A 21,179-nucleotide genomic window follows, 5' to 3' on the forward strand; every position below is an offset into this window, starting at 1 on the left:
TTCCGTACAACCCGGGCTGCAGCCGACGTATTCCGGTCGTCCGCAGGAAAAATCCGGCGCTAGGCTGACTTGTTGCGGCGCTTCGCGACGACGTCGTGCGAGATCAGGGTTGGCTCGGCTTTCTTGCCGACCACATCCTCGGTGATGACGACCGTGGCGATGTCGTCCCGGCTTGGCAGGTCAAACATCACCGGCTGGAGGACTTCCTCCATGATGGCCCGCAGCCCGCGTGCGCCAGTACCCCGTTCAAGAGCCTGGTTGGCTATTGCCTCCAGGGCCTTTGGCTCGAACGTGAGCTCGACGCCGTCGAGCAGGAACATCTTCTGGAACTGCTTGATCAGCGCGTTCTTGGGTTCAGTGAGGATCTGCATCAGCGACTTCTGGTCCAGACTGGTGACCGTGGTAATCACCGGCAGGCGTCCGATGAACTCGGGGATCAGGCCGAACTTCAGCAGATCCTCGGGCATGACGTCGCCGTAGCTGACTTCTTCACTCTTCAGGGAACTGAGCGGGGCACCGAACCCGATGCCTTTGCGTCCTGCCCGGGAACCGATGATCTCCTCCAGGCCCGCGAAGGCCCCGGCAACGATGAACAGCACGTTGGTGGTGTCGATCTGGATGAACTCTTGGTGCGGGTGCTTGCGGCCGCCCTGCGGGGGTACTGACGCGACGGTGCCCTCAAGGATCTTCAGGAGCGCCTGCTGCACGCCCTCACCAGAGACGTCGCGCGTGATGGAAGGGTTCTCGCTCTTGCGGGAGATCTTGTCGATCTCATCGATGTAGATGATGCCCTGTTCGGCCTTCTTGACGTCATAGTCAGCCGCCTGGATGAGCTTCAGGAGGATGTTCTCGACATCCTCGCCCACATAACCGGCCTCGGTCAGGGCTGTTGCGTCGGCGACCGCAAAGGGCACGTTCAGCCGCCGGGCGAGCGTCTGCGCCAGATAGGTCTTCCCACAACCTGTGGGCCCGATCAGCAGGATGTTCGACTTGGCGATCTCCACGTCCTCGGTGGGCACCGCGTCCGAGAGGTTTCCGGTGCTCCTGGGGGTGTGACCGGACTGGATTCGCTTGTAGTGGTTATAGACGGCGACGGCGAGGGAGCGTTTCGCTGGTTCCTGGCCGATGACGTATTCCTGCAGGAAGTCGAAGATCTCACGGGGTTTGGGGAGTTCGAAGGTGCCGAGGTCTGCAACCTCGGACAGTTCTTCCTCGATGATTTCGTTGCAGAGGTCGATGCATTCATCGCAGATGTAAACGCCGGGTCCGGCAATGAGTTTCCGGACCTGCTTCTGGCTTTTCCCACAGAAAGAGCACTTAAGCAGATCTGTGCTCTCACCAATGCGAGCCATGTGTCAGTCCCCTTACGTGGATCTGTTGAATAGACAGCGTATTCTCCGGGCAGGCCCGATCACGCTACCTTCGAGTCTAGGACAATCGGGACGGGTAATCAGCACAAAAAGGCCCGTGGTGCGATTGTGTCGCATCACGGGCCCGGTCCCGGGAAAGGACGTTACGGTTTGTTGATCTTCGGAGGTGTCATTTTGCGGGAGGTAAGGACCTCGTCCACCAGACCGTACGCCTTCGCGTCGGCAGCGGTGAGGATCTTGTCCCGCTCGATGTCGATGTTCACCTGCTCCGAGCTCTTGCCACTGTGCAGTGCCAGGGTGTCCTCGAGCCACGTGCGCATGCGCATGACCTCGTTGGCCTGGATTTCCAGGTCCGATGCCTGTCCGCCCTGTCCTCCGCCGAGTGCCGGCTGGTGGATCAGGACGCGGGCGTTGGGCAGTGCGAGCCGCTTGCCCGGGGCTCCTGCTGCCAGCAATACGGCTGCCGCGCTGGCTGCCTGACCGAGGCAGACAGTCTGGATTTCGGGCCGGATGAACTGCATGGTGTCGTAGATCGCCGTCATGGCGGTGAACGATCCACCTGGGGAGTTGATGTAGAGCGTGATGTCCCGCTCCGGATCGGTGGACTCGAGCACCAGCAACTGGGCCATGACGTCATCAGCTGAAGCGTCGTCGACCTGGACGCCGAGGAAGATGATGCGGTCCTCGAACAGCTTGGTGTACGGATCCTGGCGCTTGAAACCGTAGGGGGTGCGCTCCTCGAACTGCGGAAGGACGTAGCGGTTGGACGGCATCTGGGGTGCGGCGCCGCCTGCTGCGGCTCCAAAATTGTGGTTCATGGTGTCTCCTGGGGTGGTCTCTGCTGTGGTCGGTAGGGGCAGGCCGCAGCGGTTAGTCGCGCTGCGTGCCGCCGCCGCCGGATACCGTGTTGGCGTGTGCAGCGATCTTGTCGAAGAAGCCGTACTCGAGACCCTCCTGGGCGGTGAACCACTTGTCGCGGTCGTTGTCCTTGAGGATCTTCTCGACGGTCTGGCCGGTCTGCTCGGCGGTCAGCTCAGCCATCACACGCTTCATGTGAAGAATCAGTTCGGCCTGGATCCGGATGTCGGAGGCGGTGCCACCGATTCCACCTGACGGCTGGTGCATCAGCACGCGGGCGTGAGGGGTCGCGTACCGCTTGCCCTTGGTGCCCGAGGAGAGGAGGAACTGTCCCATCGATGCGGCAAGCCCGGTGGCAACGGTGACGACGTCGTTGGGGATGAACTGCATCGTGTCGTAGATCGCCATCCCCGCGGTGACGGATCCGCCCGGCGAGTTGATGTACAGGAAGATGTCCTTGTCCGGGTCTTCAGCGGACAGAAGCAGCAACTGCGAGCAGATGGCATTGGCGTTGTCATCCCGGACCTCGGAGCCGAGCCAGATGATGCGCTCCTTCAGGAGCCGGTTATAGATGTAGTCGTCCCGGCCCGCGGGGTCTACGGTTGCCATGGTCGGCGTGGTGGGTTCGATTGCCATTGGAAGTTAGCCTCTCACTCTGGTTGGTCTGCCGAGTGTCGGCAGCCGACCGTTTGTCTCTCATTGGACAGTAACTTGTTTCGGGGCCCGTTTGATCCCGGCGCGGAGGCTGTTCGCTGACGGCGCACGATTGCGGCGGACAACGGGCTTTAACGGCTGAGGGCCGCTTCCCGGCAGGGAAACGGCCCTCAGACACGCATCATTGACTAGGCCTTGGCGGACTCTTCGTCGGCTGCTGGCTTGGCCTTCGCGGCGGCCTTCTTGGGTGCTGCCTTCTTGGCTGCAGGCGCCTTGGCGGCAGCCGTCTTCGCTGCCGGCTTCTTCTCGGCGGCAGCCTTCTTTTCTGCTGCTGGCTTCTTGGCCGCTGGCTTCTTTTCTGCTGCTGGCTTCTTCGCTGCAGGCTTCTTGGCCGCAGGCTTCTTCTCGGCGGGAGCCTCGTCGTCGGCGGGAGCGTCGGACGGTGCCTCGTCTGCTTCGTCGCCGGGGCGAACGAAGTCGCTCAGGTCGACGACTGAGCCGGAGCTGTCTTTGACCACTGCGAGTTCGAGGACCTTGGCGAGTGCCTTGCGGCGACGTACTTCTCCGACAATCATCGGAACCTGGCCGCTCTGGTCCAGCATCTGCGCGAACTGGTTCGGCTCCATGCCGTACTGGCCCGCGGTCGACACGATGTAGTCGATCAGCTCGGGCTGGCTGACACCGATTTCTTCCTTCTCGGCAATCGCGTCGAGGATCATTTCGTTGCGGAACGCCTGCTCGGTGTTTTCGCGGATCTCGGTGCGGTGCGCTTCGGTGTCGTGACCCTCAGCGTTGGCGTGGGCGTTTTCACCGGTGAAGTGCTGCTCCAGCTGGTCTTCGATGAACGCGGCAGGAACGGGGACCTCGATCAGCTCGATGAGCTTTTCCAGGACCAGGTCGCGTGCTTCAACGCCCTGCTCGGTCACCTTCTCCTCGGCTGCCCGCGAGGTCAGGTCTTCGCGGAGTTCAGCGATGGTGTCGAATTCGCTGGCCAACTGGGCGAAATCGTCGTTCGCCTCAGGGAGTTCGCGTTCCTTGACTGCCGTGACCTCTACCTTGACCTGCGCCTTGGCACCAGCGTTGTCGCCGCGGGCCAGGGTGGTCTCGAAGATGGCGTCTTCGTTGGCGCTCAGTCCGGTGACGGCCTCGTCCATGCCTTCAAGCATGGTTCCGGAACCGATCTGGTAGGAAACGTCCTGGGCGGCGTCGACCTGCTCGCCGTCGACGGTTGCCACCAGGTTCAGGGTAAGGAAGTCGCCGTCGGCTGCTGGGCGGTCCACCGCGGTGAGGGTGCCGAACCGGCCGCGCAGCTCGTCCAGAGCCTTGTCGACGTCGGCGTCGGAAGCCTCAGCTGCTTCAACAGTTACTTCAAGACCCGAGTACTCGGGAAGGGTGATCTCCGGGCGGACATCCAGCTCGACGGTGAACAGGAGCTGTCCATCCTTGGCGGCGGGGTCCGGCACTTCGGTGATCTCAACCTCAGGGCGGGTCAGGGGCCGGATTCCGGTTTCCTGAACAGCGCTCTGGTAGAAGTCATTCAGACCGTCGTTGATGGCAGTCTCGATGACGTAGCCGCGGCCCACACGCTGGTCAATCAGCTGGTTGGGAACACGACCCTTACGGAAGCCCGGAACCTGGACCTGCGCGGAGATGGTCTTGTAAGCCGCATCAATGTTCGGCTTCAGCTCCTCGAAAGGAACTTCAACATTGAGCTTCACTCGCGTGGGAGTGAGGTTTTCGACAGCGCTCTTCACGGCGTAGTACTCCTGAATGATTGAAGATGTTTGACCACACGGCGTCCGTGGAATTACCGGAACGGCATCCGCGGCGATAATGCAGAGTCGGGGTGACAGGAGTTGAACCTGCGACTTCCTGCTCCCAAAGCAGGCGCTCTACCAAGCTGAGCTACACCCCGTAAGTGCAGCCATTAGTCTACGTAACTTTTGCCCCAGTTGCACATTTGGCTAAATGGCCTTGCCTGTGGTGTAGTTATAGGCGTTCCGACGGTCTGAGCCGCTGAAGCAGTGAAGGATTAGCTCGGATTCTTGGGGATGTAGCTTAGTGGTAAAGCCTCAGTCTTCCAAACTGATGATGCGGGTTCGATTCCCGTCATCCCCTCCAGAGACAAACGAAAAGCACCAGCCTCACGGCGGTGCTTTTCTCGTTAACTGGGTTAACTCGTTAGCTGATGTGCTGGCTACACCTACTGGGCCTGACAGTCCGGGCACCAGTAGAGCTTGCGCGCGGCCAGGTCCGCCAGCGCCACGGCGGTGCCGCAGCGCCGGCAGGGCAGCCCGGCCCGTCCGTAGACATAGTGAGCGTCCTCACGCTTCACCCGTGTTGCTTTCGAACCACGGTCGACAGGCAGGGTGGTGATGATCCTTCCGTCCCGCACCCCGTCACGCATGATCTGCCCAATGTCCTGCCACAGCGCTGACGCCTCCGCAGCACTGACTGACTTCCCGGGGAGCCTGGGGTTGAGCTTCCGCCTGAACAGGGCTTCGGCGCGATAAATGTTTCCCACCCCGGCGATCACCGCCTGGTTCATCAACAGCAATCCCACCGGGCTTGTGCTCTTGCGCACCCCGGCGGTGAAGCGCGCGGCGTCGTCTCCGGTCGTATCATCGTGCAACGGATCGGGCCCCAGCCGGTCGATGACGGCGTCGCGTTCCGGGCCGGTGATGACCTCGCACGCTGTGGGACCACGCAGATCCGCCCAGCCGGAGTCGCTGGCAAGGCGCAGCCGGACCGCTCCCACGGGGTCCGGGGGCCCGGTGTAGGCGGCATCGGGGGTCCCATCGACTTCCCGCTCCCCCACCCTGCGCGGCGCGCCGATGCTTGAGGCGCCCATGAAAGTCCGGTCCCCACCGAAGCTCCATGCCCCGTACAGGCCCAGATGCACCCGCAGGAAAATCGGCGGCGTGTGACTGTCGTGCGGGGCGTCGGCGAACTCGACGAACAGTTGCTTGCCGTGAGCAGCCGCGCCCATCAGCACGCGGCCGTTCAGCCCGGCCGCGCCGGCAGCGAACCGGCCCTGCGGGCTTGAGGCGGCCAGCCGCTGACCGCCGAACACCGACGAAAGCTGTGACGCCAGCCGGTGAATCGAATGGCCTTCGGGCATACCCGCTACCCCCCGACGCTGCCGGTGGTCTCGTAGGCAGCGATCTGCCCGATCCGGCGAACATGACGTTCCGCCTCGCTGAACGGCTCGGCGAGGAAGGCCTCGATGATGCTGGTTGCCTCCTCAACCGAGTGCTGCCGTCCCCCCACGGCCACCACGTTGGCGTCGTTGTGTTGCCGGGCCAGCTTCGCGGTATCCAGGTTCCAGGCCAGTGCGGCACGCACGCCGCGCACCTTGTTGGCCGCCATCTGTTCCCCGTTGCCGGATCCGCCCAGCACTATCCCCAACGCATCGCGCCCCGCCTGCTGGTCCATGACCACTGCCTGTGCGGCGTTAATGCAGAATCCGGGGTAGTCGTCCTCGGCGTCGTACATTTGCGGCCCGTGGTCGATGACCTCGTAGCCGGAGCGGCGCAGGTGGTCGATCAGGTGGGCGCTGAGCTCCATGCCAGCGTGGTCAGTGGCGATATGAACGCGCATGAAAATTCCGTTTCGAGTGTGGTGTGTGGTTGCCCTCAAGGGTACTTGTTCGGTGGGTGTGCGCGATGGTCGTGGCTGGTGAAACAATGACAGTGCTGCGTAAGCTGCATCACAGAACGCGCCCGCCACCCACAGGGCATTCCCCATGTTTCCCGAAAGGCTCCACCTTGCCAGGCATGAATCTGACCCGCGACGAGGCACGAGCCCGCGCCGAACTGCTCAGCGTCACCTCCTATGACATCAATCTGGACCTCACCCGCGGGGACACCGTTTTCGAATCCCGGACCGTTGTGCGGTTCACGGGTACCCAGGGAGCCTCGACCTTCATCGACGCGGTAACCAACGCCGTCTCGCAGGTGACGCTGAACGGCGTCGACCTCGATCCCGCAGAGGTTTCCGACGGCGTTCGCATCCAGCTACCCACCCTCGCTGCGACGAACGAGCTGGTCGTCGTCGCCGAGATGCTCTACATGAATACCGGAGAGGGTCTGCACCGCTTCGTCGACCCGGTGGACAACGAGGTTTACCTCTATACCCAGTTCGAGGTACCCGATTCACGGCGGGTATTCCCTGTCTTCGAGCAGCCCGATCTGAAGGCAACGTTCCGTTTCACCGTCACGGCCCCGTCGCACTGGGATGTCATCTCCAATTCGCCCACCCCCGAGCCCGTGGCTGCCGGTTCGGTCGATGACGGCGGAGCGACGTCCACCTGGTCCTTCGATCCAACCGGCGTCCTGTCCTCCTATGTCACGGCCCTGATCGCGGGCCCGTACCAGTCCGTCCGCAGTGAGCTCACCAGCTCGGACGGCCGCGTCATCCCGCTGGGTGTTTTCGCACGGAAATCACTGATGCAGCACCTCGACGCGGAGAACGTCTTCGACCTGACGCGGCAGGGTTTCACCTTTTTCGAGGAGCAGTTCGGCACGCCCTACCCCTTCCCCAAATACGACCAGCTCTTTGTCCCCGAGTTCAACGCCGGGGCGATGGAAAACGCCGGAGCGGTCACGCTTGTTGAAAGCTACGTCTTCAGGTCCCGGGTTACCGACGCCACCGTCGAGCGCCGGGCGATCACCATCCTGCACGAGCTGGCGCACATGTGGTTTGGCGACCTGGTGACCATGCGGTGGTGGAACGACCTCTGGTTGAACGAGTCCTTCGCCGAGTTCATGTCCACGCTTGCCGCCTCCGAGGCGACCGAGTTCAAGCAGTCCTGGACCACCTTCGCGTCGCTGGAAAAGGCCTGGGCTTACCGCCAGGATCAGCTCCCGTCCACCCACCCGATCGTCGCCGAGATCAATGACCTGGAAGACGTTCAGGTCAACTTCGACGGCATCACCTACGCGAAGGGTGCCTCGGTGCTCAAGCAGCTGGTGGCCTGGGTGGGCCAGGACAAGTTCATGGAGGGGGTGAGGGAGTACTTCGGGAAGCATTCCTGGAAGAACACGGAACTGGTGGACCTGCTGTCCGAACTGGAGGCAGCCAGCGGCCGTGATCTGAAGGAATGGTCGTCGCTGTGGCTGGAGACTGCGGGAGTGAACACTCTCCGCCCCGACATCGAGACCGACGACGGCGGCGTAATCACCAGCTTCGCTGTGCTTCAGTCCGCCGTGGCCGACTACCCCACTATCCGGCCGCACCGCCTGGCGATCGGGTTCTACACCCTGGATGGCGCAGGGAAGCTGCAGCGCACCGACCGGGTGGAGCTCGACGTCGACGGCGAACGCACCGACGTGGCGGAGCTGGTGGGCCGGTCCCGTCCGGACCTGGTGCTGCTGAACGACGACGATCTTGCCTACGCGAAGATCCGCCTGGACGAGGTGTCACTGCTGACCGCGACCCGTCATCTGAAGGATTTCAACGACTCGCTCCCCCGCACCCTGGTCTGGGCGTCGGCCTGGGACGCGGCGCGGGATGGGGAGACCCCCGCACGGAACTATGTCGAGTTGATCCTTCAGAACATCGCCTCCGAGTCCGACTCGTCGGTGGTGTTGGTGCTGTTGCGCCAGCTGGCGACCACACTCGCGTTCTACGTCAATCCCGCAGACCGCTCCGCGATGACCGTCACGGCAGCGGAGAGCCTCTGGGAGCTGGCACGCGGAGCTGACGCCGGATCGGATTCGCAGTTGCAGTTCATCAAGGCATTTGCGGGCCATGCGCAGACCGACGCCCACCTGGACACCGTGGAGGCCATCTTCTCCGGTTCGCTGGTCCCGGAGGGGTTGGAAATCGATGCTGATCTCCGATGGGAACTTGTCACCTCGCTGGTGGCGGGCGGCCGGTTCGGGCAGTCCGACATCGACGCGGAGCTTGAGCGCGACGCGACGGCGACCGGCCAGCTCGCGGCGGCACAGGCGAAGGCGGCCATCCCGACAGCTGAGGCCAAGGCGGATGCCTGGCGCAGTATCGTTGAACAGTCCGATCTGCCCAACGCTGCGCAGCGCTCGGCAATCACCGGTTTCATGAGGGTCCACGACCCTGCGCTCCTGGCACCCTACGTGGACAAGTTCTTCGCTGCAGCCCCGGAGGTCTGGGCCAGCCGCACCCATGAGATCGCCCAGCAGATCATTGTGGGCCTGTACCCGTCGAGGCTGAACACCCAGGACACCCTGGCTAAATCGATGGCTTTTCTGTCCACGCTCGACGCCGACAGCACCTCGCTTCGACGGCTGGTGGTGGAGAGCCAGGACGGGATTGTCCGGGCCTTGAAAGCGCAGGCCGTCGACCGGTAAAAACCGGTGGATTCGGGTGTAGCTTTGAGCCATGAACCTCTCCGAGCACCACTATCGGGTCAACACCACCTGGACGGGTAACCGCGGCGAAGGCACTCGCTCCTACCGCGGTTACGGTCGGGAAAATGAGGTCTCGGCCAAGGGTCCGCCGTTACTTCTGGGCACGGCGGACCCCACGTTTCATGGGGACGAGGACCGCTGGAACCCGGAGCAACTGCTGCTCGCCGCGCTCTCCCAGTGCCATCTGCTCGCGTACCTTCACATGGCGGTGAAACACGGCGTGGTGGTGACGGCGTACGAGGATACCGCTGTCGGAACCATGCGACTGAACGCTGACGGCAGCGGGGAGTTCCTCAGTGTCACCCTCAAACCCCGGGTGACAATCACCGACCAGTTGATGAAATACACGGCACAGTCCATCCACCGTGAGGCCGCTGCGTCCTGTTTCATCGCGCGGTCGGTCAATTTTCCGGTCAACCACGAGCCAGTGGTGATGGTTGCCGAGGACGCCCAGGAGCACGCCTAGGGCGTTGCTGGTCCGGGAGTCAATTATCCGGTAGCTGCGCGAGCAGCTTATCCTCAGTGTCTGGGATCAGCCCCGACTTCCGCTCCCGGCCAAGCCCCCGCCGTCGTTCATCCTCCAGCACCCGCTGGATCGTCTCGTCGACGGGTCGCTGGGACAGCCCCTCGGCCAGGGCAGCCGCAGCCGATCGGGAGGCGAACCCTGCATAGCCTTCCGGCAACCAGTGGGGCAGGGAATCCGGGCCAGCCCAGTAGGCGACGCCGTGCTCCGTCAGCCAGTCTGGATCCACCCATCGGATCACGCCCTCGAAGCCGACCTGGGACGCTGTCCGGTCCATGAGGTCACCGAACCCGGTGGACGGGCCAACCGTGTTGAATACACCGGTCAGGTTCCGGGCGGCCGCGGTGAGGAGCCATCCGGCGAGGTCGTCCACGTCGATGGTCTGGGTCGAACGCTCACGCATCGCCGGGACGATCACCGTTCCGCCGCGGGCGAGCCGGGCCGGCCAGTAGCCGAACCGGTCACTGAGGTCTCCCGGGCCGGAGATCAGCCCGGGACGGGCAATCAGGACACCGGCACCGCGATACCTGTGACATAGCTCTTCGCAGGCCACCTTCGCCTCGCCGTATGACTCGCCAGGTGCGGGGATGTCACCGTTGTACGAAGGAAGGAGCGCGGCGCCCTCGTCGGCGCCGGGCACCGAATTGTCGGCGTAAACGGAACAGCTGGAGACATAGATCCAGAGACCTGCCCTGCCGCCCAGTGACCGCAGCGCCTCCTCGACCTGGCGGGGCTGCCACGACACCTCAACCACCACGTCCCAGTCCTGATCCACTGCGGCGTAGGGCGTGGGCCCGTCACGGTCAGCCCGGACGAACGCGGCACCCTGCGGCGGCATGGACGATGTGCCGCGGGCCAGACAGGTGACCTCGTGGCCGAGATCGAGCGCGATCTCGGCGATTCGCCGGGAGAGAAATACGGTTCCACCGAGGATCAGGATGCGCATCAGCCCAGCCTACGGCGCTAGCCTAGGAGCAGACACCCTTTCCGCCGCGCGGAGAGCCCACCTGAGCCAGTGAAGGAATCGGTCACTCCCCCATGCAGTCCCCCACCGAGATCGGTCTAGGAGACCAGCTACTGAACGCCGCCATCATCATCGTGGCAGGGCTGGTGTTGTGGCTGGTGGTCCGGTTTGTCATTAATCGCATGGTGCGCCGGGTGCGCAGCGGTTCCGACCTGTTCAAGAAGCCCCACTTCAAGTGGGCGCAGCCGGTCCTGCGCACGCTCGACCACAAGCGGCGGGTCCAACGCACTGAAACCATCGGCGCGTTGCTGCGCAGCGTGTCGGGACTGACCATTGCCATCATCGCCATCATGATGGCGCTGCAGGCGCTCGGCGTGGATATCGGTCCGATTCTCGCCAGCGTGGGCATTGTGGGTATTGCGATCGGCTTCGGCGCCCGCGAGATCATCAGGGACGCGTTCCTCGGGTTTTTCATCACCCTCGAGGACCAGTACGGAATTGGCGACATCATCGAGGTCGGGGACACCGTGGGAGTGGTGCAGTCGGTCGGCCTGCGGATCACCCGGCTGATCGACGAGAACGGGTCCATCTGGTACATCCGTAACGGGGACATCATGAAAGTGGGCAACCGTTCACAGGGCAATTATGTGCCCCCGGTAGCGGCCGACGAACCGACAGGAGAGAAATAATGACCACCCCTGGAAGCCCCGAAGGCATCCCCATCCCGTCCCGGTTCGGTGAGCCGCTGGCCAAACTGACCCCGGTGGGGCCACGTTTCGACCAGCCCGCCTACACCGACAACTTTTATGAGGCGGTGGGAGGTCACCCGACCTTCGTGCAGCTGGTAGACGTCTTCTACGACGGCATCGCCGGGGATGAGCTGCTGCGTCCGATGTACCCGGAGGAAGACCTGGGGCCAGCGAAGGAGCGGCTGCTGATGTTCCTGGAGCAGTATTGGGGCGGACCCAAGACCTACGGTGACCAGCGCGGCCATCCCCGGCTGCGGATGCGGCACATGCCGTTCACCGTGTCGCCGCGGGCACGCGACCACTGGCTCACGCACATGCGCGCGGCGGTCGACTCACTTGACCTGGCGCCCCTGCACGAGGCGACCCTGTGGGATTACCTGGAGCGGGCCGCCCATTCGATGGTCAACTCTGCCGACAAGCGCTAGGACCCGAACCTTGTGAACCGGCCGGTCAGAGGACGGTCGGGATCCGCGATAGCACGTGTCCCCGCGAGGTGCTGATCCTGGTCCATCGTCCGTTGGTGAAAATGGCTGGGCGTTCACCCTTCGCGAGGAACCCCAGGGCGAAGGCGCCGAAGGCTGCTCCCGCGGGCACCTCCACCGGCAGGCCCTCGATGCTGCGGCCCCAGATTGCTCCCCTCGCGCTGTTCACGATCAGGGCACCCGGGTTGTTGGGCACAGTTTCCGCAACTTCCCGGATTCCGGTTCGGGCTGCGGTTTCAACCACGCCGGCGTCCAGGTCCCCGTGGGACTCCCATCCGGCGCGCGGCGGAAGGACTCCCGTCCAGCTTTCGGTGACGGTGGTCGGCGGCACCTGCAGCACCACGTCATCCTCAGCCATGCGGGCAAGCCGGTCCGACACCGATGCCAGTGCCACCGTTACGTCCACCTGGGCGGGGGTGTTCAGCGGCATGGTCCGCAGTCCCAGGACCGTCGGAGTGGCTTCGCCCAGGATCCGTGGGCGAAGGATACAGATGTAGGCGGCGAGGACGCTGCCGGCAGCCTGCAACCTGACGGCGCCATCCTCGGCGGCCCGCGCGCGGGCAACGAAAGTGCGCAGATCGGCGACATTCCACTGATCGGCGAAGACCAGCTCCGATGACGGTGAGTGTGGTTCCACCGGTTAGCCGTTCGACCGGCGTCGGAAAGACACTGGTTCGCCGAGCCAGTGCTCGAGCGCGGCGCGCTGCACGTCGTTGAGTTTCGCTGGCCGGCCGGTGGCCCGGTTGACCAGGATCATGGTGGAGGCCGCGAGGGCGTAGCTCGCCGATCCGTCCGGCTCGGCAATCTGGTAGCCGAGGTCGAAGCTGGAACCGCCGACGCCTGTCACCCAGATGCTGATCTCCAGGGGGGCTGGGCGGTAATTCAGGGGTGCCGAGTACTCGATCTCGTGCCGTGCCACCAGGGTGAAGTGGTCGGGACCGATCAGATTTAGCAGCGTGTCCTGCTCCGCAGCACCGTCGGGAGCCGAGTCCGACAGCGGGTGGTGGATGAACTGCACCCTGGCATCCTCAAGATACTGGAGGAACCGGACATTGTTGACGTGTCCGTAGGAATCTTCGTCGCCGAAGCGGAGCTGAATGGGGAAGCGTTGAATCCGGGGCATGCTGCAATCCTCTCAAACGGTTGCTGCTCCGGCTAACCACAGCCATAATCGCCAGCCGTGTTGAGGGGTGGACTCCGGTGCGTCTAAGGTCAGAGGTACTTTCCGCGCCGTTCACGCGGCGCGGCAGCCTTCCCTTCCCCCGCATCACAAGGAGAACCAGATCCATGGCAGTCGAGTCCACGGTCGATCCCACCCAAACCCTGGTCGATCTGCTTGATCTGAGCAGCGCTGACGGAGCGCAAACCGACGAGGAAATTTTTGTCGGAACCTCTGTGCAGCAGGCAGGTCGGCGGATCTTCGGGGGCCAGGTACTCGGGCAGGCTTTGATCGCTGCGATCCGGACGGTCGAGCCGACCCGTGAGGTCCACTCAATGCACGGCTACTTCCTCCGGGCCGGAGATGCGCTGCAACCGATCACGTTCGGCGTGCAGCGGCTGCGCGACGGGCGCTCCTTCTCGGCGCGCCGAACCCATGCCTACCAGAATGGTGTGCCGATCCTGTCGATGATCGCCTCGTTCCAGGAGCCCGACGACGGGCTCAGCCACCAGGAGCGGATGCCCGAGGGCATGCCGGATCCCGAGACGCTGCCGAGCACGGCCGACCTGTTGGGTGAGATGGACCATCCGCTGGCCAAGGCCTGGTCCTTCGACCGCCCCTTCGACATCCGGCATGTGGACGGCGCGCTCTACGTGCAGCACGACGGCGATCGGGTGGCTCACAACGCCGTGTGGATGAAGACGTTCGCCCCCATGCCCTCCGACCAGGGACTGCACCGGGCGGCTCTCGCCTATGCCAGCGACTACACACTGCTGGAATCGATCCTGCGTCAGCACGGGTTGAGCTGGATCACCCCGGGGATGAGTGTCGCGAGCCTGGATCATGCCATGTGGTGGCACCGTCCGGTCCGGGTGGACGAGTGGCTGCTCTACGTGCAGCGCTCCCCCAGCGCGTCGGGAGCCCGTGGCCTGTCCACGGGACAGATCTTCAACCGTGCCGGGGAATTGGTGGCGACCGTCGCCCAGGAGGGAATGGTCCGGGTACCCGACTGATCGTCCGGGTAGGCCAAAGGGCCCGTCCCGCGGTGACCAGTCTGTGGTCACCGCGGGACGCGCCCTTTTCGTTTGCCTGGCTGTCCTGACGTACGGCCGTGTTGGTTTTAGTCGCGGGTCAGGCGGCGGTGGGTGACGCGGTGAGGCTTCGCGGCATCAGCGCCGAGGCGCTCCACCTTGTTCTCCTCATAGGATTCGAAGTTACCCTCGAACCAGTACCACTTGTCCGGATTTTCCTCGGTGCCTTCATAGGCGAGGATGTGGGTCACCACCCGGTCGAGGAACCAGCGGTCGTGCGAGACCACCACGGCGCAGCCGGGGAACTCGAGAAGAGCGTTCTCCAGGCTCGAGAGAGTTTCGACGTCGAGGTCGTTGGTCGGTTCGTCGAGCAGCAGCAGGTTTCCGCCCTGTTTGAGGGTCAGCGCCAGGTTCAGCCGGTTGCGCTCACCACCGGAGAGCACTCCGGCACGCTTCTGCTGGTCAGGACCCTTGAACCCGAACGCTGACACGTAGGCACGCGAGGGCATCTCCACCTGGCCGACCTGGATGAAGTCGTGTCCGTTGGAGACGACCTCCCACAGGGTCTTGTCGGGATCGATGCCGCCACGCGACTGGTCAACGTAGGAGATCTTGACCGAATCACCGATGGTCAGTTTGCCGCCGTCGATCGGCTCGAGCCCCACGATGGTTTTGAACAGAGTGGTCTTGCCGACACCGTTGGGGCCAATAACGCCGACGATGCCGTTGCGCGGCAGTGAGAAGGACAGCCCGTCGATCAGGATCCGGTCGTCGTAGCCCTTCCGCAGGTCGGTGGCTTCGATGACCTGGTTGCCCAGTCGTGGGCCGGGCGGGATCTGGATGTCTTCAAAATCGAGCTTCTTGGTGCGCTCGGCTTCGGAAGCCATCTCCTCGTACCGGGCGAGCCGAGCCTTGGACTTGGTCTGGCGGCCCTTGGCGTTGGATCGAACCCATTCGAGTTCCTCGGTGAGGCGCTTGGACTGCTTCGCGTCCTTCTTGCCCTGCACCTCAAGACGGGCGCGCTTCTTCTCCAGGTAGGTGGAGTAGTTGCCTTCGTAGGGGTAGAGGTGGCCGCGGTCCACTTCGGCGATCCATTGGGCGACGTGGTCCAGGAAGTACCGGTCGTGGGTCACTGCCAGGACAGCGCCAGAGTAACTCTTCAGGTGCTGCTCCAGCCAGAGCACGCTTTCGGCATCGAGGTGGTTGGTGGGCTCATCAAGGAGCAACAGGTCGGGCTTCTGCAGGAGAAGCTTGCAGAGCGCAACGCGGCGCCGTTCACCACCGGACAGGATAGTGACATCGGTTTCGGGCGGTGGGCAGCGCAGGGCGTCCATTGCCTGTTCCAGCTGCGAATCGAGGTCCCACGCGTCTGCGGAGTCAATGGCTTCCTGGAGCTTGCCCATTTCCTCGAGCAGCGTGTCGAAATCTGCGTCGGGGTTGGCCATTTCTTCGGAGATCTCGTTGAACCGCTGGATCTTGCCGTAGATTTCCCCGACGCCTTCCTGCACATTGCCCAGGACGGTTTTTTCCTCATTCAGTGGTGGTTCCTGCAGCAGGATCCCTACCGAGTAGCCGGCGCTGAGCTTTGCTTCGCCGTTGGAAGGGGTATCCAGGCCAGCCATGATTTTCAGGATGGTCGACTTGCCCGAGCCGTTGGGACCCACGACGCCGATCTTCGCGCCGGGGTAGAAGGACATGCTGACGTCGTCGAGGATTACTTTGTCGCCGACAGCCTTGCGTGCCTTGGTCATTGTGTAGATAAATTCCGCCATACCTCAAGGCTAGTCGCTGCACCCACCTATCTCCCATTTGTGTGCAGCAGCCGCCGCGGGACTAAAACGGTGCGTCGGTGAGCTGTCGGGCTGATTGTTCACCCCCGGTATGGTCGGAATCGCCGGGGGGCTCAGCACCGGAGGAGTCATTCCCCTCAGGAGCCGCCGCATCACCCGGGTCGCCGAAGATCTCGCCGGTGTCCCGATCAACATCCGGGTAGTCGACATCCGAGTCGTGGACATCCGGTGGGTCACCAGCGGTTGAAGCCTCGGTGCCCGCGCGGTCCGCGCTGGTCCGGCGAAAGTGCGCCGTGCCCCACATCAGGTCATGTCCTGCAGTGTCCGCATCGATGTCCACGGAGGTGCCGGTTCGTCCGTCCTCACGGATCCAGGGCCGGACCCGCAGCCGCCCGGTGACCATCACCTTGTCCCCTTTCTTGATGCTCACCCCGGCATTGGTGGCAAGCTGGCGGAACATTGACACGGTGTACCAGTTGGTTTGGCCATCCGTCCACGAATTGGTTTGGCGGTCGAAGCGGCGCTCGGTCGAGCACATTCGAAAACTCGCGTAGGCGAGGCCGCTCACGGCGACTCCCGATTTAACGTCGGTGGCCACATAGCCGCGGACGGTGATGTTGTCGCTCATCGAATTCCCCTTCAGCAAAGGTGTGCGCTGGCGGGTATGCCAGCAGACACTATTTCACCGGTACCGGGGTTTCAGAGGGAGCCGCGACAGCCCTATGTGGACAACCTGAGGGGAGGAACCCGGCGTGGAGGGAGAGTCGCCGACTGGCGTTCGTCCAACTTGACGATAAACTTGCGGTGGCGTGGAGATCTCCGCCGTCGGCCCCCGTAGCTCAATGGATAGAGCAACGGCCTTCTAATCCGTAGGTTGCGCGTTCGAGTCGCGCCGGGGGCACCAGAATCATGCCGGTGGATGACAGCCAGGAGTCGTGCGGACTCTAGTCTCCGAAGGTGACCTTGAGCTCAAGGTGGTGCTGGCCAGCGGCGTCCTGGGAGTAAACGGCCTTCCCGGAGATTCCCTTCAGGCCCTCGGTCCCCGATCCCGGAATGATGTGGCCCGAACTGGCGGCGGCGGTACCCTCAGCGATCCCCCAGTGCTGCACGATCATGGTGCCTTCCCTGCCATCCACCGAACCGGTGAATACCTCGGAGGCGACATAGCCGGCACCGTAGTCGTTGCCCGCCATCAGCAGCTCTGCTGAGCTGGTTCCAACAAGGCCGCCGCTGAAGACTTTCGTGGCGCTCACCTTGGTCAGTTCACTCGAGGAGCCTGGCGCTGAGTAGGGTTCCGGACTCCAGACAGAGATCTCGAATTCGCCGCTGAAGATGTGTTCTGTGGAGTCGGTCATCGTCCAAGTATCGCCGGTTCGGGCCCAGAAAGCATGTTGGACCGGCCAGCGACCGCTAGCGTAGCCCGCCCGCCACCGGCTCCTCGTACCGTTTCCGGAACAGGATTTTGGTTTTCGGATCAACAAAAACCAGGTACAGGGCAAAGCCCAGCGCGACGACCGCTGCCACCTGCCGTGCCACCGTCAGACTCAGCTCGAAGTAGGGAAAAATATCCAGCTGATCCGAAATGGCATAGATCATAAAGAACGACACGAGGAAGTAGAGGGTTTTGACCTGCCAGTCGTTGCGAATGCCGGTGACTGCGAACAACGGGATCAGCCAGACCACGTACCAGGACTGAATCATGGGGGCGAGGAAGACGATCGCGGCGAAGGCCAGAGCCAGTCGGCGGACCAGCCTGCTGTGCTCCCCGGTGAACATCAGCCAGCCGATAATCGCCAGCGCCACCAGCCGGCCGATTAAATACACCACCTCGGCGAAGGCCTGGCCGTCGAGTCCCACGGCGTCCCCGAGGATCATGACGATCATGCCCAGGAAACCGATCGGCGCGTACCAGATCCAGACGCTGCCGGGGGTGCTCAGCGCACCGACCCACCCGAAAGCGAAGCCGTTGATCAGTCCCATCACCCACAGGATGCCGAAGGAGATCCCCGCTGTGAGCGCCCAGTAGAGGAACTTCCGCCGCCAGTTTGCTCCCTTGCCGGCCCACATCAGACCGATGAACGGAAGGAAGATCAAGGTGATGGGTTTGATCGCAACCGACAGCGTGACCAGGAGCACCGCCCGCCAGGGCTTTTGAGTTGCGGCGAGGTACAGGCCGGAGAGTGCGAGACCGATCATCAGCGCATCGTTGTGGATGCTGGCAATGAAATTGATCAGGAAGAGCGGGTTCGCGGCGGTAAGCCAGAGCGCCCGGTTGGGGTTAACACCGTGCAGTTCCGCGAGCTTGGGCACGTAGTAGACGCACATCACCACACCGACAATCGCGATGAGCCGGAACAGGAGCACCGAGAAGTCGGGTTGCCCGTTGGTGATGCCCACCACCAGGGCCTCAATCCAGAGGAACACCGGTCCGTACGGGGTGGGACTCTGCGCCCACAAGTCGTCTGCCCCGATTTGCAGGTAGTTGGAGATCTGCGAGTAACCGTCGACGTAGGGGTTCAGCCCGGAGAGGACCACCTGCCCCTGGGCGATATAGGCAAACACGTCCCGGCTGAACAACGGCAAGGCCAGGCACATCGGGGCGCCCCAGGCGATGACGGCGCGAAGAATCACTGGCCGGGATTCCGGGCCCCACCCGTACAGCCGCTGACCGAGCCGCAGCCAGGACCTCACCAAGAGCATCCCACCGAGCGCCAGGATCAGGACCGACACCACAGCTCCGGCCGGTTCGAACCGCATCCACATGATGATGGGAATCCTGCGCAACTCCACTGATGCCAGCGACAGCCAGCCCACCCCATAGGACCCGATCATCATCAGCAGGGACCCAGTGAATCCCTGGATGACTGCCACGTTTGGTCGGCCAGCCAAAGCTGCGTCCGTCCGGGGCTGCGAGGCGTCCGCTGGCACCTGGGCGGTCATCTGCTGTTATCCAATCCTCGGTGGAACACGAAACTTCTGCACTTCTGACCGGGCAGACTGGCTAGATATTAGCATCGCCCCCTGTGCCGGGGCCGGTAACGCCGCGCACCGGGACGCGGGGTCTCCGCGGGGTACGACGTCGGCCCAGCCGGGAGGCGCGGTACATTTGGGAGGTGCCGATATCTAATGAACACATTGTCTGGATCGACTGCGAGATGACGGGGCTTGACCTCGAGGCTGACGCACTGATCGAAGTAGCTGTCCTCGTGACGGATTCCGAGCTGAATATCCTGGGTGACGGTGTCGACGTCGTTATCAAGCCCGATGACGCGGCCCTGGCGCAGATGGGCGACTTTGTGCGCGACATGCACACCACGTCGGGCCTGCTGACCGAACTCCCCCAGGGCATCAGCATGAAGGAAGCCGAAGCAGAGGTGCTCAGCTACATCATGAAATGGGTCCCCGACCCCCGGAAGGCCCAGTTGGGCGGCAACTCGGTCGGGACTGACCGCTCGTTCCTCGCCCGCGACATGCCGGCCGTGATTGAGCACCTGCACTACCGGGTCATCGACGTATCGACCATCAAGGAACTCGCCCGGCGATGGTTCACCCGCGCGTACTTCCAGTCCCCCGCCAAGAGCGGCGGGCACCGGGCGCTCGGGGATATTCGCGATTCCATCCGTGAGTTGCGTTACTACCGGGAGTCCGTTTTCGTGCCCAGCCCCGGCCCGGATTCAGCGACCAGCAAGGCGATCGCCGGGTCCCTGGCCGACTGACCCAGCGGTCGCGACGCCGCCGCGAAGCCCCGGTGGCGAAGGCCCGGCAAAAATTGTGTAGACTTGTCTGCGCTGCCTTTTGTAGGTGACTCTGCCGCAGGAATGAACTGCAGGACTGACATTTCGTAAGGCACATGGTGGGTATAGCTCAGTTGGCAGAGCGCCTGGTTGTGGTCCAGGAGGTCGCGGGTTCAAGCCCCGTTACTCACCCCAAGTAGGTCGAAAGATGACCTCGGAAGGCCGCCCCTGAATAACTTCGGGGGCGGCCTTACCTGTAAGACCCAGGCCGGGGACAGCCGGCGTTGAATCACCGTGGAGGTTGAACCGCATGGAACGCACAGTGTTCGAAGAAGACCATCTGCTGTTCCGTGAAGTCGCGGCCGAGTTCACCTCCCGGGAGGTATCGCCGCACTACGCCCAGTGGGATCAGGACCACCTCATGCCCCGCACCCTGTGGACCGCAGCCGGTGAGCAGGGCCTGCTGGGCCTGGCTGTGCCCGAGGAGTTCGGCGGTGCGGGTATGCCCGACTACCGGTTCCGCGCCGTCATGGACGAGGAGTTCGCGAAGACCAACCACCTGGCCGTCGGTCTGGCTTTCCACCTCCACGACGACATGGTGCTCCCCCACCTGCTCGCCTACGGCAGCGATGATCTTAAGTCGCGCTGGCTTCCCGGAATGGTGAGCGGCGAACGGGTGACCAGCGTGGCCTGGACCGAACCGGGAGCGGGCAGCGACCTCCGCGGGATCAGGACCAAGGCCGTGCGCGACGGCGATGACTGGCTGATCTCCGGGCAGAAGACCTTCATCGGCAACGGCATCAGCGGTGACGCCTCACTGGTGATGGCCCGCACCGACGGCAGCACGGGCAGGGGCGGCGCCGACTCCTTCTCACTCTTCATGGTCGAAAAGGGTGATGGGTACAACACCGGCAAGCAGCTCGACAAGATGGGCCTCAAAGCCTCTGACACTGCCGAACTGTTCTTCGACAGTGTCCGGGTGAGCGGCGACAACCTGGTGGGCGAGCTCGGTCACGGACTCCGCTATGCCCACGAACAACTGCCGCAGGGTCGGCTCGCGATCGCCGTTGCCGCGTCGGCTGTCTCCCGCGCCATCTATGAGGCCACCGTCACGTACACCAAGGAGCGCAACGCGTTCGGGGAACGGATCATCGACTTCCAGAACACCCGTTTCCAGCTCGCTGACATCCTCACCGAGGTGGAGGTCACCGAAACCTACGTCGACCAGGCGATGCTCGCTTTCAACGCGGGCACCCTTGATGCCGCTGCCGCCGCACGGGTCAAGCTGTGGGCCAGCGAACGCGCCACCTCGATCACCGACCGCTGCCTCCAGCTGCACGGCGGCTATGGCTACATCCTGGAATACCCGGTTGCCCAGGCGTTCCTGGCCACCCGGTTGCTCACCATCTTCGGCGGCACCAGCGAGATCATGCGCGACGTCGTCGGCCGCCACATCGCCGGCTGACACACCTGCCG

The 21,179-nt window shown here is 63.5% G+C and carries 20 protein-coding genes and 4 tRNA genes; 10 read left to right on the plus strand and 14 right to left on the minus strand.

Annotation, left to right across the window (positions count from 1 at the left end; translation table 11 throughout):
• Positions 1 to 59: 59 nt before the first annotated feature.
• From clpX to IWX64_RS07360, 5 genes are all read right to left on the minus strand, one after another.
• On the minus strand, positions 60 to 1,352 hold the full coding sequence (clpX, locus tag IWX64_RS07340) for an ATP-dependent Clp protease ATP-binding subunit ClpX (protein WP_196866497.1): 1,293 nt from the start codon (positions 1,350 to 1,352) through the stop codon (positions 60 to 62).
• A gap of 161 nt (positions 1,353 to 1,513) precedes the next feature.
• Positions 1,514 to 2,188 carry an ATP-dependent Clp protease proteolytic subunit gene (locus tag IWX64_RS07345; protein WP_171587068.1) on the minus strand — a complete coding sequence of 225 codons (675 nt, stop codon included), beginning with the start codon at positions 2,186 to 2,188 and terminating at the stop codon, positions 1,514 to 1,516.
• A gap of 52 nt (positions 2,189 to 2,240) precedes the next feature.
• A complete protein-coding gene (locus IWX64_RS07350) occupies positions 2,241 to 2,837 on the minus strand; it encodes an ATP-dependent Clp protease proteolytic subunit (RefSeq protein WP_024475965.1) in 597 nt (198 codons plus the stop codon).
• A 233-nt stretch (positions 2,838 to 3,070) separates the two neighbouring features.
• Positions 3,071 to 4,636, minus strand: coding sequence for a trigger factor (gene tig / locus IWX64_RS07355; RefSeq protein ID WP_196866498.1), 1,566 nt, complete (start codon positions 4,634 to 4,636; stop codon positions 3,071 to 3,073).
• Positions 4,637 to 4,723: 87 nt separating this feature from the next.
• A tRNA-Pro gene (locus IWX64_RS07360) sits at positions 4,724 to 4,797 on the minus strand.
• A gap of 132 nt (positions 4,798 to 4,929) precedes the next feature.
• Between IWX64_RS07360 and IWX64_RS07365 the strand changes: the two genes are divergently transcribed.
• Positions 4,930 to 5,003: transfer RNA gene (locus IWX64_RS07365), tRNA-Gly, on the plus strand.
• Between the two features lie 82 nt (positions 5,004 to 5,085).
• On the opposite strand, the gene IWX64_RS07370 is transcribed toward IWX64_RS07365, so the two are convergent.
• The gene (locus tag IWX64_RS07370; RefSeq protein WP_196866499.1) at positions 5,086 to 6,003 is read right to left on the minus strand and encodes an Fpg/Nei family DNA glycosylase; all 918 of its coding nucleotides are present in this window, start codon (positions 6,001 to 6,003) and stop codon (positions 5,086 to 5,088) included.
• 5 nt (positions 6,004 to 6,008) lie between these two features.
• On the minus strand, positions 6,009 to 6,482 hold the full coding sequence (locus IWX64_RS07375; RefSeq protein ID WP_196866500.1) for a ribose-5-phosphate isomerase: 474 nt from the start codon (positions 6,480 to 6,482) through the stop codon (positions 6,009 to 6,011).
• 176 nt (positions 6,483 to 6,658) lie between these two features.
• Between IWX64_RS07375 and pepN the strand changes: the two genes are divergently transcribed.
• Entirely contained in the window at positions 6,659 to 9,211 is a 2,553-nt protein-coding gene (gene pepN, locus IWX64_RS07380) for an aminopeptidase N (protein WP_196866501.1), read from the plus strand.
• A 31-nt stretch (positions 9,212 to 9,242) separates the two neighbouring features.
• On the plus strand, positions 9,243 to 9,737 hold the full coding sequence (locus IWX64_RS07385; protein ID WP_196866502.1) for an OsmC family protein: 495 nt from the start codon (positions 9,243 to 9,245) through the stop codon (positions 9,735 to 9,737).
• A gap of 19 nt (positions 9,738 to 9,756) precedes the next feature.
• Here IWX64_RS07385 and IWX64_RS07390 read toward each other — a convergent pair whose 3' ends face one another.
• Positions 9,757 to 10,740: an NAD-dependent epimerase/dehydratase family protein gene (locus tag IWX64_RS07390; RefSeq protein ID WP_196866503.1), complete on the minus strand. Its 984-nt coding sequence runs from the start codon at positions 10,738 to 10,740 to the stop codon at positions 9,757 to 9,759.
• Positions 10,741 to 10,832: 92 nt separating this feature from the next.
• On the opposite strand from IWX64_RS07390, the gene IWX64_RS07395 reads away from it, so the two are divergent.
• Together IWX64_RS07395 and IWX64_RS07400 are read left to right on the plus strand one after the other, a co-directional pair.
• The gene (locus tag IWX64_RS07395) at positions 10,833 to 11,447 is read left to right on the plus strand and encodes a mechanosensitive ion channel family protein (RefSeq protein WP_196866504.1); all 615 of its coding nucleotides are present in this window, start codon (positions 10,833 to 10,835) and stop codon (positions 11,445 to 11,447) included.
• Complete coding sequence (locus tag IWX64_RS07400; protein ID WP_334683199.1) at positions 11,447 to 11,932, plus strand: globin; 486 nt, start codon at positions 11,447 to 11,449, stop codon at positions 11,930 to 11,932. Before IWX64_RS07395 ends, IWX64_RS07400 begins: the two co-directional genes overlap by 1 nt.
• 25 nt (positions 11,933 to 11,957) lie before the next feature.
• Here the strand turns inward: IWX64_RS07400 and IWX64_RS07405 are convergent, their stop codons facing one another.
• The gene (locus IWX64_RS07405; RefSeq protein ID WP_196866505.1) at positions 11,958 to 12,626 is read right to left on the minus strand and encodes a hypothetical protein; all 669 of its coding nucleotides are present in this window, start codon (positions 12,624 to 12,626) and stop codon (positions 11,958 to 11,960) included.
• A gap of 3 nt (positions 12,627 to 12,629) precedes the next feature.
• A complete protein-coding gene (locus IWX64_RS07410) occupies positions 12,630 to 13,112 on the minus strand; it encodes an acyl-CoA thioesterase (protein WP_196866506.1) in 483 nt (160 codons plus the stop codon).
• Between the two features lie 164 nt (positions 13,113 to 13,276).
• Between IWX64_RS07410 and IWX64_RS07415 the strand changes: the two genes are divergently transcribed.
• Positions 13,277 to 14,161 carry an acyl-CoA thioesterase gene (locus IWX64_RS07415; RefSeq protein ID WP_196866507.1) on the plus strand — a complete coding sequence of 295 codons (885 nt, stop codon included), beginning with the start codon at positions 13,277 to 13,279 and terminating at the stop codon, positions 14,159 to 14,161.
• 107 nt (positions 14,162 to 14,268) lie between these two features.
• On the opposite strand, the gene ettA is transcribed toward IWX64_RS07415, so the two are convergent.
• A complete protein-coding gene (gene ettA / locus IWX64_RS07420; RefSeq protein ID WP_196866508.1) occupies positions 14,269 to 15,951 on the minus strand; it encodes an energy-dependent translational throttle protein EttA in 1,683 nt (560 codons plus the stop codon).
• A 61-nt stretch (positions 15,952 to 16,012) separates the two neighbouring features.
• On the minus strand, positions 16,013 to 16,597 hold the full coding sequence (locus IWX64_RS07425) for a single-stranded DNA-binding protein (protein ID WP_196866509.1): 585 nt from the start codon (positions 16,595 to 16,597) through the stop codon (positions 16,013 to 16,015).
• 200 nt (positions 16,598 to 16,797) lie between these two features.
• Here IWX64_RS07425 and IWX64_RS07430 point away from each other — a divergent pair.
• Positions 16,798 to 16,873 (plus strand) — tRNA-Arg (locus tag IWX64_RS07430).
• Positions 16,874 to 16,913: 40 nt separating this feature from the next.
• Here the strand turns inward: IWX64_RS07430 and IWX64_RS07435 are convergent.
• Positions 16,914 to 17,324 carry a DUF3224 domain-containing protein gene (locus IWX64_RS07435; RefSeq protein WP_196866510.1) on the minus strand — a complete coding sequence of 137 codons (411 nt, stop codon included), beginning with the start codon at positions 17,322 to 17,324 and terminating at the stop codon, positions 16,914 to 16,916.
• Between the two features lie 55 nt (positions 17,325 to 17,379).
• Positions 17,380 to 18,909: a polyprenol phosphomannose-dependent alpha 1,6 mannosyltransferase MptB gene (gene mptB, locus IWX64_RS07440; protein WP_196866511.1), complete on the minus strand. Its 1,530-nt coding sequence runs from the start codon at positions 18,907 to 18,909 to the stop codon at positions 17,380 to 17,382.
• 173 nt (positions 18,910 to 19,082) lie between these two features.
• Here mptB and orn point away from each other — a divergent pair, with 173 nt between their 5' ends.
• The 3 genes from orn to IWX64_RS07455 all read left to right on the plus strand — a co-directional run bounded on the left by orn (position 19,083) and on the right by IWX64_RS07455 (position 21,168).
• Complete coding sequence (orn, locus tag IWX64_RS07445; RefSeq protein WP_196866512.1) at positions 19,083 to 19,685, plus strand: oligoribonuclease; 603 nt, start codon at positions 19,083 to 19,085, stop codon at positions 19,683 to 19,685.
• Positions 19,686 to 19,822: 137 nt separating this feature from the next.
• Positions 19,823 to 19,898, plus strand: a tRNA-His gene (locus IWX64_RS07450).
• A 115-nt stretch (positions 19,899 to 20,013) separates the two neighbouring features.
• Positions 20,014 to 21,168, plus strand: a complete 1,155-nt coding sequence (locus IWX64_RS07455; RefSeq protein WP_196866513.1) for an acyl-CoA dehydrogenase family protein — start codon at positions 20,014 to 20,016, stop codon at positions 21,166 to 21,168.
• The last annotated feature ends 11 nt before the right edge of the window (positions 21,169 to 21,179 follow it).

Origin of the sequence: Arthrobacter sp. CAN_A212 (genome assembly GCF_015752345.1) — a bacterium.
Classification (GTDB): Bacteria; Actinomycetota; Actinomycetes; order Actinomycetales; family Micrococcaceae; genus Arthrobacter_D.

What these genes read in the sequence shown, in the direction of transcription:
- IWX64_RS07425 (WP_196866509.1), bottom strand. Translation starts at nt 16,597, where the DNA reads ATGAGCGACAACATCACCGTCCGCGGCTATGTGGCCACCGACGTTAAA.
- IWX64_RS07395 (WP_196866504.1), top strand. Translation starts at nt 10,833, where the DNA reads ATGCAGTCCCCCACCGAGATCGGTCTAGGAGACCAGCTACTGAACGCC.
- IWX64_RS07345 (WP_171587068.1), bottom strand. Translation starts at nt 2,188, where the DNA reads ATGAACCACAATTTTGGAGCCGCAGCAGGCGGCGCCGCACCCCAGATG.
- IWX64_RS07435 (WP_196866510.1), bottom strand. Translation starts at nt 17,324, where the DNA reads ATGACCGACTCCACAGAACACATCTTCAGCGGCGAATTCGAGATCTCT.
- IWX64_RS07350 (WP_024475965.1), bottom strand. Translation starts at nt 2,837, where the DNA reads ATGGCAACCGTAGACCCCGCGGGCCGGGACGACTACATCTATAACCGG.
- IWX64_RS07415 (WP_196866507.1), top strand. Translation starts at nt 13,277, where the DNA reads ATGGCAGTCGAGTCCACGGTCGATCCCACCCAAACCCTGGTCGATCTG.
- IWX64_RS07375 (WP_196866500.1), bottom strand. Translation starts at nt 6,482, where the DNA reads ATGCGCGTTCATATCGCCACTGACCACGCTGGCATGGAGCTCAGCGCC.
- IWX64_RS07400 (WP_334683199.1), top strand. Translation starts at nt 11,447, where the DNA reads ATGACCACCCCTGGAAGCCCCGAAGGCATCCCCATCCCGTCCCGGTTC.
- IWX64_RS07390 (WP_196866503.1), bottom strand. Translation starts at nt 10,740, where the DNA reads ATGCGCATCCTGATCCTCGGTGGAACCGTATTTCTCTCCCGGCGAATC.
- IWX64_RS07385 (WP_196866502.1), top strand. Translation starts at nt 9,243, where the DNA reads ATGAACCTCTCCGAGCACCACTATCGGGTCAACACCACCTGGACGGGT.
- pepN (WP_196866501.1), top strand. Translation starts at nt 6,659, where the DNA reads ATGAATCTGACCCGCGACGAGGCACGAGCCCGCGCCGAACTGCTCAGC.
- IWX64_RS07410 (WP_196866506.1), bottom strand. Translation starts at nt 13,112, where the DNA reads ATGCCCCGGATTCAACGCTTCCCCATTCAGCTCCGCTTCGGCGACGAA.
- IWX64_RS07370 (WP_196866499.1), bottom strand. Translation starts at nt 6,003, where the DNA reads ATGCCCGAAGGCCATTCGATTCACCGGCTGGCGTCACAGCTTTCGTCG.
- ettA (WP_196866508.1), bottom strand. Translation starts at nt 15,951, where the DNA reads ATGGCGGAATTTATCTACACAATGACCAAGGCACGCAAGGCTGTCGGC.
- IWX64_RS07455 (WP_196866513.1), top strand. Translation starts at nt 20,014, where the DNA reads ATGGAACGCACAGTGTTCGAAGAAGACCATCTGCTGTTCCGTGAAGTC.
- mptB (WP_196866511.1), bottom strand. Translation starts at nt 18,909, where the DNA reads ATGACCGCCCAGGTGCCAGCGGACGCCTCGCAGCCCCGGACGGACGCA.
- clpX (WP_196866497.1), bottom strand. Translation starts at nt 1,352, where the DNA reads ATGGCTCGCATTGGTGAGAGCACAGATCTGCTTAAGTGCTCTTTCTGT.